This is a genomic window from Arthrobacter sp. ISL-5, from assembly GCF_018613835.1.
GTDB lineage: Bacteria > Actinomycetota > Actinomycetes > Actinomycetales > Micrococcaceae > Arthrobacter.
Genome location: NZ_JAGGPM010000011.1, coordinates 1 through 13,852 on the forward strand (window position 1 = coordinate 1; position 13,852 = coordinate 13,852).

9 protein-coding genes and 1 pseudogene are annotated in these 13,852 nt (G+C 64.5%); 5 read left to right on the top strand and 5 right to left on the bottom strand.

The window, feature by feature from the left end:
- Nucleotides 1-405 precede the first annotated feature (405 nt).
- The 4 genes and pseudogenes from J7I89_RS05580 (at nucleotide 406) to J7I89_RS05595 (ending at nucleotide 3,694) form a co-directional block, all read left to right on the top strand.
- Nucleotides 406-918 carry a hypothetical protein gene (locus tag J7I89_RS05580; RefSeq protein ID WP_214968113.1) on the top strand — a complete coding sequence of 171 codons (513 nt, stop codon included), beginning with the start codon at nucleotides 406-408 and terminating at the stop codon, nucleotides 916-918.
- On the top strand, nucleotides 897-1,301 hold the full coding sequence (locus J7I89_RS05585; protein WP_214968115.1) for a nucleotidyl transferase AbiEii/AbiGii toxin family protein: 405 nt from the start codon (nucleotides 897-899) through the stop codon (nucleotides 1,299-1,301). The genes J7I89_RS05580 and J7I89_RS05585 overlap by 22 nt, the downstream gene beginning before the upstream one ends.
- A 316-nt stretch (nucleotides 1,302-1,617) precedes the next feature.
- Nucleotides 1,618-2,973, top strand: a pseudogene (locus tag J7I89_RS05590) (IS1380 family transposase); the annotation flags it as partial.
- A 562-nt stretch (nucleotides 2,974-3,535) separates the two neighbouring features.
- Nucleotides 3,536-3,694, top strand: coding sequence for a VOC family protein (locus J7I89_RS05595; protein ID WP_214968120.1), 159 nt, complete (start codon nucleotides 3,536-3,538; stop codon nucleotides 3,692-3,694).
- A gap of 353 nt (nucleotides 3,695-4,047) precedes the next feature.
- Here the strand turns inward: J7I89_RS05595 and atzF are convergent, their stop codons facing one another.
- Genes atzF through J7I89_RS05620 form a run of 5 tightly spaced genes read right to left on the bottom strand, consistent with a single transcriptional unit; the run spans nucleotide 4,048 to nucleotide 12,793 of the window.
- The gene (atzF, locus tag J7I89_RS05600; RefSeq protein ID WP_214968121.1) at nucleotides 4,048-5,913 is read right to left on the bottom strand and encodes an allophanate hydrolase; all 1,866 of its coding nucleotides are present in this window, start codon (nucleotides 5,911-5,913) and stop codon (nucleotides 4,048-4,050) included.
- Nucleotides 5,910-9,692: an urea carboxylase gene (uca, locus tag J7I89_RS05605; protein WP_214968123.1), complete on the bottom strand. Its 3,783-nt coding sequence runs from the start codon at nucleotides 9,690-9,692 to the stop codon at nucleotides 5,910-5,912. Before uca ends, atzF begins: the two co-directional genes overlap by 4 nt.
- Complete coding sequence (locus J7I89_RS05610; protein ID WP_214968125.1) at nucleotides 9,689-10,366, bottom strand: urea amidolyase associated protein UAAP2; 678 nt, start codon at nucleotides 10,364-10,366, stop codon at nucleotides 9,689-9,691. The genes uca and J7I89_RS05610 overlap by 4 nt, the downstream gene beginning before the upstream one ends.
- Entirely contained in the window at nucleotides 10,363-11,244 is an 882-nt protein-coding gene (locus tag J7I89_RS05615; protein ID WP_214968126.1) for an urea amidolyase associated protein UAAP1, read from the bottom strand. Before J7I89_RS05615 ends, J7I89_RS05610 begins: the two co-directional genes overlap by 4 nt.
- 46 nt (nucleotides 11,245-11,290) lie before the next feature.
- Entirely contained in the window at nucleotides 11,291-12,793 is a 1,503-nt protein-coding gene (locus J7I89_RS05620) for an amino acid permease (protein WP_214968128.1), read from the bottom strand.
- A 228-nt stretch (nucleotides 12,794-13,021) separates the two neighbouring features.
- Between J7I89_RS05620 and J7I89_RS05625 the strand changes: the two genes are divergently transcribed.
- Entirely contained in the window at nucleotides 13,022-13,705 is a 684-nt protein-coding gene (locus J7I89_RS05625; protein WP_214968130.1) for a TetR/AcrR family transcriptional regulator, read from the top strand.
- Nucleotides 13,706-13,852 lie beyond the last annotated feature (147 nt).

Genomic DNA, 13,852 nt, shown 5'->3' on the forward strand with positions numbered 1-13,852 from the left:
CACTTTAAGTTGACGAAACACACAATCCCAAACACGATTGCCACCATCGTCCGAAACTGCCGAGGCGAGTGTGTGAAGCCACCACGAATGGCCAGGTGAATCACCGCTGCTTGTCATTCTGATAGCCCCATGATCGCTGGGCGGGTCCCCTATCAAAACGACGCCCAAACCAACGATCGCGGACAGTAACAAGAGAGGGTGAAGTGAGACACGAGCAACGGAAACACTGACCGTCAAGCCCCCGGAGTGGCCGTCCTCCGCCCCCAGGCAGAGGGGCACACCTGCAGTCCTCGAAGCATCGTGGAACTCTCACCCGGGTCGGCGGGTGTCATGACGTCGCACTCTTCCATGGGTGTCATGACACCCATAGACTGGTCTCAAAGACCAGCGAACCAGGAGCGCAGCATGTCAGCCGGCACGACACGGCATACCATCCGCATCGAAGACCAGCTCTGGAAAGAAGCACACTCCAAGGCAACCAGACACGGCACCACCGTCTCCGAACTCATCCGGGCAGGACTGCGCAATTACGTTTCCGGCGCAACTGCTTCCAAGCATGCTCCTTTTAGACACACCCTCGCGGATTCGCTGGTGTATTTGGTTCCCGACGCCCTGGAAGATCTGCAAGGCCCTGCATCCGGCATGGTGGAGCTTCCCATCCACCTGGACTGGGGTCCGGACAGCCGCTATCTCGTTCAGGAGGACGGCAGCTGCAGTACGCTCTACCAGCTGACACTGCAGAACTCGGGGTCAATCGATGAAATCTGCAGCATCGTCAATGCGGTCCGGCTGGCCGCCCTATGGCCTTCGTTGCGGCTTCCCGTCCGATGCAGACGGGCATGGGAAAAAGCATTCCCCCAGCTGCCCACACAACGCGAATCCAAGGAACATCCTTCATGGACCAAGCTCAACGAGTAGCGACCGAAATAGCCCTGTCCGTTCTCTCCGAAGACGGGTTCATCCTCGCTGGCGGTCAGGCGCTGGCCGAGCATGGTGTCATCGATCGTTTGTCCAAGGACGTCGACCTTTTTGCATTGCACCGAAAGCACACCCCCGAAACATTTGCAGCATCCGTGCAGAAGATGACTGTTGCCCTTGAATCCGCCGGATACACCGTCGAGATCACCCGTCTATACCAGGAGTTCGCCAGTCTCACAGTGGACAAGGACGGCACAACGGTCGTGATGGACCTGGGGCTGGACTGGTGGGAGAACAAGCCCGCAGTCGTGGATCTCGGACCCGTCCTGTCTCTCAAGGATTCCGTGGCGGCAAAGCTGATCGCGGTCTATTCACGCGGTTAGGCCCGCGATTATCTGGATGCCTATTCAATCCTCACCAGCGGCCGATTCACGCACGAGCAGTTGATTGCCCTGTGCCAACGCAGGGACCCGCACCTGGACCTTGGCATGTTCGCAGCATCAATGACCCGCTACCGGGAATTGCCAACGTCCGAATACACCAAATACGGCCTGCCGACCGCCGAGCTTTCCACACTAGCCCGGGGTTTTCATGAGGGTGCCGTCCCTTGGGTGTGGTTAAGCGACGAAAGGTGCTTCTGAGCTGGGAAAATAGTGTTGTTGACGCACTTTTCTACCGGCTGAAAGAAGCACCTTTCTGATGTCCAAGATTACCGGAGTTTTTCCGTCCCTTCCTGTCGCCACGACGGGGCAGGCGCTGGTCTCTCATGCCGGGCTGAATGTCGTGACGTCCTTTGTTGACGCGCTGGGGTTCCGAGACTTGTGCGAGGACCGTTTGGGCCAGTTTGTCCCGTCCGGGGCGTGGCATCGGCCCGGCACAATCCTGGGCTCGTTGGCGGTCATGCTCGCCGGCGGCGGGGAACACGTCTCCGATCTGGATATCCTGCGGACCGGTGCCGGTGTCTTCGGTAAGGTTGCTTCGAACGCGACGATCTCGCGGTTCTTTGAGCGGACCGTGACCAACCCTGACCTCTTCAGCTACGGCTTCGCGACGTTGACGCGGGAGTTGCGTTCCCGGGCGTGGGAAGCTGCGGAGGAGCGGAACCCGGCGTTGAAGGCCACAGCGCTGGATCCGCTCATCGTGGACTTGGATGCCACCCTCGTCACCTCGCACAGTGACAAGGAACAAGCCGTCGGCACATACAAGGGCGGGTATGGGTTTGCTCCGTTTATCGCCAGTGTTGATTACGGCGCAGGCAACGGGACCGGGGAGATCCTGGCAGCACTCCTGCGTCCGGGTAATGCCGGGGCCAACAGCGCCCAGGACCACATCAAGGTCTTCACCCAGGCTATCGCCCAACTCCCCGACGACTTCTACGACCAGCAGGGAAAGCTCATCGGCGAAAAGATCCTCGTGCGCACTGACAGCGCCGGGGCGTCCCGGAAATTCCTGCATTACCTCGCATCATTAGGGGTGCAGTTCAGTGTCTCCTACCCGGTCCCGGTGATGAAGGCCAACATGATCGCGTGGATCACCGACAAGCAGTATTGGCAACCCGCGCTCGACCAGGACGGCAACGAACGCACGGACGCGTGGGTCGTTAACGCCACCGACGTCCTCGGGCTCACCGACTACCCGTCCGGCACGAACCTCTACCTGCGAGCCGAACCGCTGCACCCGGGAGCGCAGGCGACGCTGCTGGATGTGGACGGGCACCGCGTCACGGCTTTTCTGACGAACTCACCGCGCTGGCACGGGCCCACTCTTGATGCCCGGCACCGGGCCCGGGGACGGTGTGAGAACCGGATCAAAACCCTGAAGAACACCGGGCTCGGTAAGCTGCCATTCTTCGATTTCCACGCCAACCAAGGCTGGGCCAACATCGCCACCCTGGCCATGAACCTGGTGGTCTGGCTGCAACTGGCCACGCTGCCAACCGGCCACAAAGCCCGCGGATGGGACATGAAACGGTGGCGTTACCGGCTCTTCGCTACCGCCGGGAAACTCATCACCCGGGCCAGGCGGACCCGGCTGCTGATCCCTGACAAAGCGCCTTAAAGCGGCACGATCACCACGCTCTTGGCTGCCATTTCCGAGCTGAAAAGCAGCCTCCGACATCGGGCCCGCCTCCTGGCCTGAGAACCACTCGGCTGGCCCCTTCAACCCCCAGCACGACCCATCGGAGACGTGGAACCCGACGCCCACCCAGCGACAACCGGCCTCACCAGCATGCCCAAAACCACAGAATCCAACCCGGACTCGAATCAAACCCGGACCTGGCGGCCAACCCGACCCTCATGAAATATCCGGGCTAGGCACCACTCTCGACAGTTTCGCCCGCACGATCCAGCAAAACGAAACAATCGCAAGCACGACAGTCCATCCTGCTAACCTCCTTGGCCCGGGAAACCCCGAGTCCGGAATCGACCTGCACTAAGAGCCTTGGGCGGTTGAATCCCGACCGCTCCCGGACCTTGAAGAGTTATCAGGCCCTCGAAGCGACAGCAGTTCTCTCCGTTGTGGTCGCTGGATTCGCCCGCATCCACCGACCAAGCCTTAATCGCGCAACCCCTGCGTAAGCGGCCGATACCCGGGCCGTCGCGAAAGGAGCAACAGCATGTCGGCGCCGAATCAATTCCTCGTCTACGCCACCGACGTGGAGCGAGCGACGAACTTCTACCGCGACCTGTTCCAATCCAAAGCTCCCGATCTCGAAGACCTCGGCTTCATCTGCCCCAGGGCGGGAACTTGCACTACACCTGCCGATTCCAGGTGAGCGACAGGTTAGGGTCAGCGAACCCCCAGCAGCCTGCTTCGCACCCCTCGAATAACCGTGTGTACCAGTTAGGGAGGGGCCCTGAAAGGGGCCTCTCCCTGTGTCCGGTTCCGCTGCTCCCCCACCCCGAAAAGGGCTGCAATGTCTGCGGAGAGAGTGCGCGGTCAAGGGCGGGCCGGAGGCTCATCTCGCAGTGACGCGAAGCGCCGTTGACGGCGCACCAGGAGCATCGACGATTCGCGGGAACCTACCGGAACAGTCACCTGCGGTTGAGCACTCCCTCGCTCGCGAACGGGGGCCGGAGGCTCCTTTCGTTGCTGTCCCCCTTGGGCTTAACTTCATCGCCGCTTTAGTCACTCGACTCGCCGCTCCAATCGGCTGTTCGAGTGCGAGCCTCTGGTGAAGCCTGTCAAGGCGGCCTCGCCTAGCCCTTTCCACGAGAACTGCCGTGAGGCATCCCTCGGAACAGCTAACCAATCGCCGTAGTGCGTGATGTCCCTGCCTTCCGAGGCGGCCAAGGCGTCGCACTCGAATCCGACGGCCGTGGAGCCGTCCTCAAGGAGGGTCGAACCCAGCAGCATGGGTTCCGGGAGGGCGGCAAGGAATCGACCAATGGCCGCTTCGGGGAGGATCCACCTTTCGGCCGTCAATGCGGCTCCTTCGTTCGAACGATACACCCCCGGCTTTGGCGGCAGGGTATCGAGGGAAACCATTCGGTACTGCGCTGCGGTCCGTACTACGCCGTCCCAGGCGGCCCCGAGCCGTTCAAGTTCGTTGGCCAGCGGTTGGCCCTTGCGGTGTGCGCCCACGACTATCAGGGATACTGCTGAGGCGCCCGCAACAACAGGCCAAGGAATTGATGACGTCGAGGCGTGGGATGCGGCAGTTGCGGCGCCGTCGGCGAACAGCACTGGAGCGGTTGGGGTTGATTCGACTCTGCGTGCAATGTCGGCCGCCACAGCATCATCGAAGGTCCGGCTCACCACGGTCAGGCCGAACTGCGAACCTTCCACCTCGCCGGCGGGAACAGCCATTGCACATAGGTCGAACAGGTTGCAGAAGTTCGTGTAGGTGCCCATCAAGGAGTTCACTCCCACCGGGTCCGCGGCCACCTCGACAAGCGTCGGGTGGAACGGCGCCGTGGGGACCAGGAGCGCGTCGAAACCTTCCAGCCGTGCCATCGCCTTTTGCTTCAGCTCTTCCAGTTTGCCTGTATCAGCAACGTAGCGGTGGGCAGGCAGCCTGCCGGCAGCCCGGATGATGCCCCCCACCGTGGTGTCAATATCTGCCTCCCCTTGCACGCCGCCCTCGGACGCTTCGATATAGTCGCCGACGGCGACATAACGCTCAGCCACCAGCGCGCCGTCGTACAGCAGCCGCGCTGCCTCGAGGAAGGCGTCGAATTCGATGGCCTCGGCGTCCACCCCGGAGGCGCGCAGCCGGTCGATCTGTTGTGTGAACTCGGCGGCCCAGGCGCCGGGCAGCGCCGGCAGGATGGCAGGGTACGCGACGCGTGGCTTCGATGGTGCTGCAAGCCGGAGATCGGTGGGCCACGCCCGCGATCCACCCGCCATGATGCCCATTGCGAGCTCCGCCGTGGACAACTCGCGGGCGAAAATGGTGACGGCATCCCAAGACCGGCAGGCAGGGACAACGCCGGCGGTGGACACAACGTTCAGCGTGGGTTTGATGCCCACGATTCCCTGCAGTCCGGCGGGCACCCGGCCTGATCCTGCGGTGTCAGTTCCGATGGCGATGTCCACCAGACCCAGTGCCACCGCCACCGCGGAACCGGAGCTGGAGCCGCCGGAGATGAAGTCCGGATTGCGGGAGTCCCGGACTGCACCGTACGGGCTGCGCGTCCCCACCAGCCCCGTGGCGAACTGGTCGAGGTTGGTGGCGCCCAGGACCAGAGCACCCGCGGCACGGAGGCGGGCCACGGCTTCCGCGTCCCGCTCCGGCAGGTACGAGAAGCCGGGGCACGCCGCCGTCGTCGGGATGCCCGCGACGTCGACGTTGTTCTTGACGGCGAGCAGCAGACCGGCGAGCGGAAGGTTTGCGCCGCCGGCAACGGCCGTGTCAATGGAAGCGGCTTCGGCCAGGAGCTCCGACTCGCCCCGCAGGGTTATCCAGATTTCCGGCCGGTCCACAACCTCGACGGCGGCGAGGGCGCCCCGGACCCGAGTGGTGGCAGCACCGGTGATGGTTGCGGTGGTCATACTGCTGCCTCTTCCAGTTCTTTGGTCTCCACTTTGCTGCTCCCGGCGATTTCGGATTGGTCGCTGCCAAGGACCACCAGCGCTTCGCCGGCGACTACCTGTGATCCGGCGGCCGGAAGCACGCGCAGCACCACGCCATCGCACGGCGCTTCCAGCACTGTTTCCATCTTCATCGCCTCGAGGGACACCAGCGGCTGGCCCTGCAATACCCGGTCGCCGGCAGCCGCATCAACCTTCCAGACGCTCGCGGCAAATGGTGCGGAGATTAGGGATCCTCCATCCGGAACCACCACCTCGTCGGCGGGCGGGGCCACGACGGCGGCAACCGCCTCCGCCCGGTCAAACTCGCCGGCGTCGGCCCACGCCTGCCGCTCGACGGCGAACGCCGCACCCTGCTTTTCCCGGAACGCGGCGATCGAGTCGCGGTTCTCTTCCAGGAACTCCTCATGCTCAGCCAGCGAGAAAGTGCCGTCCTCAATCTCGACACCGCGGCCCCTTCCGGCAGCCATGTCTGCCCGGAGGTCCAAGAGTTCCTCGGGGCTGACAGGGTACCAGGAGATCCGGTCGAAAAAGCGCAGCAGCCAGGGTGAGCCCGGTTCGAACGGGGCAGAGTCCGCGTATCGCGACCAGACCTGCGTCGTGCGGCCCACGAACTGGTAGCCGCCGGGTCCTTCCATGCCGTAAACGCACATGTACGCGCCGCCGATCCCCACCGCGTTTTCCGGCGTCCAAGTGCGGGCCGGGTTGTATTTCGTGGTGACCAGCCGATGCCGCGGGTCCAGCGGCGTGGCCACCGGGGCGCCAAGGTAAACATCACCCAGTCCCAGGACCAGGTACTCGGCGTTGAAGACGGTGTCGAACACGTCGTTGACAGAGTCCAACCCATTGATCCGGCGGATGAATTCGATGTTCCAAGGGCACCACGGGGCATCGTCCCGGACGCCTGCCATGTAGCGTTCAATCGCCTCACGGGTGGCAGGATCGTCCCAGGACAGCGGCAGCCTGACGGTACGGCTGGGAACCACCAGTTCCGAACTCGCCGGCAGTGCCGCCTCGATTTCCTGCACGAGTCCCAGCAGGCGCTTCGTGGACAGGACGGAAGGATCCACCTTGATCTGCAGGGAGCGGATTCCCGGGGTGAGATCCACGATGCCGGGCAGGCGGAGCTGTTCGATGCGCTGGTGCAGTGCGTGGACCCTGGCGCGCAGGGCGAGGTCCAGCACCATCTCGCCATACTCCACCAGCAGGTTGTCGTCCCCGGAGCGGCGGTAGGTGACCGCGGGCCGGCCGGAGCCTTCGGGCACCCGGCCCATCACGCCGTCGTCGCCGTCCCCTCGCGCGGTGCGGCTACCTGCGGCCGCCAACGTTGCCAGGTTCGCCGTTGACAGTCTTGCCGTCGACAGATCCCGGGACCATCCGGGGTCACCCGGCAGCACCAACTGCCGGCCAGGGCCCAGGTCCTTGGCCGACGGCGCCTGGCTCACCTGGACGGGAACGAACCGGACCTTGTCCCCCGGCCTCAGCTGGCCGAGCTTCCACCGGTCCGCCGTCACCACGGTGACCGGGCAAACGAACCCGCCCAGGCTGGGTCCGTCGGGGCCTAGCAGGATGGGCGTATCGCCGGTGAAGTCAAGGGCACCTACAGAGTACGCAGTGTCATGGATGTTGGACGGGTGCAGGCCTGCTTCCCCGCCATCCATGCGGGCCCAGCGCGGCTTGGGACCGGTCAGCCGGACTCCGGTGCGTGCCGAATTGAAGTGAACTTCGTATCCGGAGGCGTACAGCTCCTCAATGTCTTCGCGCTGGAAGAATTCGGGGGCCCCGTGCGGGCCTTCCGCGACGGCCAACTCCCAGGCCGAGGTCAGGGCAGGCCGGCTGTCCACCGGCACCTCGGACATCGCTGCTTTCTGGAGGGCCGCGCCCGCGGCGCCGAACTCACCCGGAACAACTGCCCGGAGCACGTCACCGGCGCGCAGGACCCGCCCGGCGTGTCCGCCGAACTGGCCCAGGGTGAAGGTGGATGCGCTCCCCAGGTACTGCGGGATATCCAGGCCGCCCTGGAACAGGATGTACCCGCGGAGCCCGTGTCCCGCGGCAGTGCCGACGTCGAGCGTTCCACCCGCGGGCACTGTGACTGGTGCCCACGTGGGCACGGCAGCACCGTCAACTGTGACTGTGACGTCCGCGCCCGTGACGCAGATGGTAGTGGCTTGTGTGAAGGTCAGGCTGGGACCGGTCATGGTGAATTCCAGGCCGGGGGCGCCTTCGGGGTTGCCCAGCGCCGTGTTGCCCAGCCGGAAGGAAAGGTCATCCATGGGGCCGCTGGGCGGGACGCCTATCTGCCAGAGGCCGGTGCGGCCGGGCCAGTCCTGCACGCTTGTCTGCAGTCCCGGCCGGCCCACGGTAATGCGCGGTTCGGGGTCTCCCACCGTGTCCAAGGTGCTGGTGGAATGCTGGACACTGCGGACCACGTCCATTCTACTCACGGCACGGAGCATTCCCAGGTTGGTCTCGATGCCGTCGATCCGGGTGCCGGCGATCGCGGAGGCGAGCCGGTCGAAGGCTTCGGAGCGCGTCGGAGCGGACGTGATGATTTTGCCCAGAAGGGGATCGTAGTTGGTGGACACCTCGGTGCCGGTTTCCACCCAGGCGTCCACGCGGACACCTTCTGTAGCAGGGTAGACAGCGTTGGTGACCGTTCCGGCGCTGGGCTGGAACCCGCGGGCAGGATCTTCGGCGTACACGCGTGCTTCCACTGCGCTGCCGGCAACCGGCAGGCTGTCGGGTACGCCGGCAAGGACAGTGCTGGCCTCCTGGCCACCCTGTGCCAGCCGCAGCATCCACTCCACCAGGTCGACGCCGGTGACGGCCTCGGTGACGGGATGCTCCACCTGGAGCCGGGCGTTGACCTCGAGGAAGGAGGCTTCGCGGCGGGAAGGGTCGTAGACGAATTCAACGGTTCCGGCGGAGCGGTAGTTAAGGGACGCGCACAGTGCGCGGGAGCTACGGTGAAGTTCTTCGCGCAGCGCGTCGGGCAGGTCGGGAGCAGGTGCTTCCTCGAGGACCTTCTGGTGTCGGCGCTGCAGGGAGCAGTCCCGGTCGCCGAGGCTGACCACCCGGCCCTCGCCGTCGCCGAAGATCTGGACCTCGACATGCCGGGCGTTTTCGACGTAGCGCTCGGCGAAGACCCCCGCGGTGCCGAAGCTGGCACCGGCCAGGCGGGCCACGCGGGGGAAGCTTTCCACGAGCTCGGCCTCGTTGCGGCAGACGGTCATGCCGATGCCGCCGCCACCGCCGGTGGCTTTGAGCATCAGCGGGAAGCCAATCGCGGCGCTGGCCGCTACGGCATCGTCCACGTTTGCCAGCAGCCCTGAACCGGCGATCATTGGCACCCCGGCCGCACGGGCGGCATCCCGTGCGGTGTGCTTGGTGCCGAAGATGCGCAGCTGCTCAGCGGTGGGACCGACAAAGACCAGTCCCTCCGCTTCCACGGCTTCCGCGAAGCCGGCGTCCTCGGAAAGGAAGCCGTATCCGGGGTGGATGGCCCCCGCGCCGGTGGACTTGGCTGCGGCCAGCAGCGCATCCATCCGGAGGTAGGACTCTTTAGCCGGCGCGGGACCGAGCAGCACTGCCTCGTCCGCCAGCCGGACATGGCGTGCCCCGCGGTCCGCTTCGGAAAACACGGCAACGGTTCGCAGTCCCAGTTTCCTGGCTGATTCGATGATGCGGCAGGCGATTTCACCGCGGTTGGCGATGAGCAGGGTGTCAAAGCGGTTCACAGGGCAGCCTCCGGCCGGGTGACGATCATGCGGACGGTGGTGGGGTTGAAGCCGTTGCACGGGTTGTTGATCTGCGGACAATTGGAGACGAGCACCAGGGTGTCCACCTCGGCCCTTAGCGCGACGCGCTTGCCGGGAGCGGAGAGGCCATCGACAATGCCCAGGGCGCCGTCCGGGTCCACTGGGACGTTCATGAACCAGTTGATGTTGGATACCAGGTCGCGCTTTGCGAGGCCCCATCGGGAGCCTTCTATGAGGAAGTTTTCCACGCAGGCGTGATGTTCACGGGTGTGCTGCCCGTAACGGAGAGTGTTGGATTCCTGCGAGCATGCGCCGCCGATGGTGTCATGCACCCCCACCTCGTCCGCCACGACTGTCATCAGGGGAGCCCCTGTGTCCGCGCGAAGCACGGAACCCGTGGTCAGAAAAATCGACTGCTGCTGGGCGATGGTGACCGCTGCCGAGTAGCGCACCGAGGTGTCGTCGGCCGCGTACAGCAGGCAGTCCACCGCCTGGTTGCCTTCCATGTCCACGATGGTCAGCACGTCGCCGACCGCCACCACGGCTGACCACGGGCCTCGGGCCTGAACGAATTCGTCGAGGACCACTTTGCCGGGCGTCAGTGCGGTTTCGCTCGCGTGCGGGACGCGTTCTGTTTTAAGGGCTCTGTTCATCGGGCGTTCCTTGCGGTCAGGTCGTGTTCGGTGTTACGGAGTGCCTGCAGGTGCTCGGGAGTGAGGGGCCCGGTGAGCCGGCCAGCGTGCAGTGCTGCCAGGTCCTGCGGCGCGTGCCAGGCGACGATGTCGACGGCGGTTCCGGTGAAGGTTGCGCGGGGGTCCAATGGGTGGGCGGTATTGGCGAGCACCAGCACCGCATCCATCTGGAGCAGAAGTTCGACGGCGGCACCCGGGCCGGCGCTTCCGGTGAAAGTGATACTGCCGAAAAGGTCAACAGTGATGCCTTTGAAGAAGGACAACGACGGCGCCACGTCGCGGGGACCCAGCCCGCTCTTCAGAGCCCCCAGGGTGAGCAGTTCGCGGGCGGCGGGCGAGGCGCTGTGGACCGTTCCGGCACCGTACTGGGCGGTGTTTCCGGCCAAGGTGGTGGCACCGGTCAGGGCATCGTGGCGGGAAGAGGTGTCAGCCACGATGGTGGCCATCAGGCGGCCGGCGTCCGACAGCAGCGGGTGGCCGGCGCCGGGGTATGCCTGCCACTGGACCTTGACGGTGTCCGCGACGTTGAGGCGTTCATGGGGGTCACCGGCGCGGTACAGAAGGGTGTGCACGCAGGCGTCGCCCGCCGTGTCCGTGAATCTGATCCTGGTGCCGCGCGCCAGCTGCATGGTGGTGTAGCGGCCGAAGGCCAGGGATTCGGCCCAGGTGAGGGACGCGACGGCGCCGCCCGTCAGGCCGGCAGTGAGGCGCGCAGGCACCGAAGCCGCCGGCACGTGGCGCATGGTGTCTACGGTCCTGCCGTGTTGTTCCCTGGCGTGGGCACGCGCCCCGGCCGTCGTGGCTGTCCCGGTTGCTGGTGTTTCGATGGTCTGTGTCATGTCCGTCCTGTGGTTGTTTCGGGAGCTGTTGAAGTTTGGAGGAGCCTCAGGCTTTTGCCGCAAGGTTCTGGCGGCGGACCCACAGACCCAGGAGCAGGACCGCGGTCACCATGAGTGGTGCTGAATAAAGGAGGATCCCGTTCTCGCCGGAGGGGTTGTAGACCTCGGGCCTAGGCCAGGCGAGGTTGACCACCATCCCGGCCCCGTAGAGAACGGCCAGGATATTGACGGGCAGCCCCCAGCGGCCGAGCGAGAAGAGTCCCGCCGGCAGTGTTTGTCCTACCCGGTTCCAGTCACCCCGGATACGGTTGAGGAGCTGCGGCACGGTCACCATCAAATAGGCGAGGTAGACCATGACGATGCAGACGCTGCACAACGTGGTGAATACGGCGGCGTTGCCGATATTGGTGGCGAGGACGCCAACTGCCAGGGCGCCGATGACGATAGATGGCCACATCGGAGTGCCACGGGTGGGGTGGACAGAGGACAGCAAGGCTGAGGCGGGGAGTTTGCCGTCCCGTGCCATGGAGAACACCAAGCGGGAACCCGCGGTCTGGATCGCAAGGGTGCAGACGAAAATGGCGATGGCTACATCCACCAGCAGGACCTTGCCCCAGAAGGTGCCCAGGACAGCGGTGAGGACGTAGGGAAGACCTTCGGTGGCCAGTCGGCCGTCGTCGAGGCTGGGCGCGGCCATCAGGGCTGTGATGATCATCAGCGCTCCGCCGATGCCGGAGATGAGCAGCGCAGAAAGAATGGTCCGCGGAGCGGTGCGGCGCGGGTCCTTGGTCTCTTCGGACAGCTCGCCGGCAGAGTTGAAGCCCACCATGACGTAGGCGGCCATCAGCCCCGAAACCAGGAATGCTCCCACGCCCCCGAGATCTGAACTTTGAAGTACGGTGGTGTCCGCGACGACGTCCGGACCGCGCTGAGCGGCGCTGATGAGGGCAAGGATCACGGCGACGACACCCACAATTTCGCACGTCACACCGACGGAATTCACATGGGCCATAAGCTTGACACCGAGCGAGTTGATGACGGTAGTGGCCACCAGGAGGGCCGCCCCAAGGATCACGGCGTTGGCGGCGCCCGTGACGGTATTCAGCGCCGGGTCACCGCCCACCAGCTGGAAGCCGCCCCATAGCTGGGGCAGCACTACTTGCAGGGCTATGGCGGCGGCCGCGGCGGTGACCACCTGCGCGATTGCCATAAACCAGCCCGCGAACCAGCCCACGCCTTCTCCGCCTACGCGCCGTGCCCACTGGTACACCGCTCCGCAAAGCGGGTAGCGGGCGGCGAGTTCTGCGAAGTTCAGGGCAACGAGCAGCTGGCCTACCAGCACAATCGGCCACGTCCAGAAGAAGGCCGGTCCCGCGAACGAGTAGCCAAAGGCGAAGAGCTGGAAGATGGTGGTCAGGATGGATACGAAGGAAAAGCCGGCGGCAAAGGAAGCGTAGCGGCCGAGCTTTCGATGGAGGGTGGGCTGATAGCCAAGGGACGTCAGATCTGCATCGTCCGCGTGGACAGGGGGATGAACGGTTGAAGTCATCGGAGTCTCCGGGAGCTGGAACGGCGTGGGGGTGAAGCGTTTCCGGAAGTGCAGCATTCGGTCGATGGCTGCACTAATACCGGTCAATTGATAGTTTTCCAGTCGGGTATCCCCAAATAGTTTCACTTCTGTAAAAGGCGCGTTGAGATCTTGTTTCCGGTTCGTTTCCGTCTGCTCACCAATTCGTTGGGTGGAGTCCGGTCCGGAGGAGAATGCAAGAATGATGCAGTGACTTCAGCCGGACCGGGACGACCCCGACACCAACAGCCCTCCAGGCCTGGCGCCACCGCTCGCGACGAAATCCTGGATGCAGCGGCCGAGCTTTTTACCACCCAGGGGTTTGCCAACACCTCCACCCGGTCCATCGCGGACGCGGTGGGCATCAGGCAGTCCTCGCTGTACCACCACTTCAAAACCAAGGACGAGATCCTGGATGACCTGCTAACCGGCACCGTCTCCAGTGGGCTGGCCTTCGCACGGGCCATCTCCGCCGAGGCACCCGGCGCGGGTCCAGCCGGAAGCCGTCTTCATGCCCTCGCACTTTACGACGGCAGCCAACTATCCACTGCACACTGGAACCTCGGCATCCTCTACCACCTTCCGGAGGCGCGGAGCGGGCGCTTCGCGGGGTTCCTGGCAGACCGGCAGGAACTGCGGGACCTGTACCGGCAGCTTGGCACTGGGGTTTCCCCCAAGGGCTGGACTGTCATCGGGGGGGCCGACTTCGGCGATCTCGCCTTCCGTCTCGTCGAGTCCCTCATCAGCCTCCGGGCAGATGGAATGACAACACCGGAATCACCGCTGCAGGTGGCAGATTCCGCCGTCATCCTTTGCGGACTGGCTAACAACCTGCCCGCTATCAGGTCGCACAGTGCAGCCCTTATCTCGGATTGGGCTAGGCGGTTGGAATGAGGTCGATCTAAGCACCGCAGGGCCGCCGGCGTCCTTCGTATACTTCGATTTTGTGCTACTCCGGGGCAGCAGGCGGAATCGGCGGATGTTTCCTCGACCTTCACGAAGCTGGTTCTAGCCATAACCATGATCGGCTACAACCCAAGG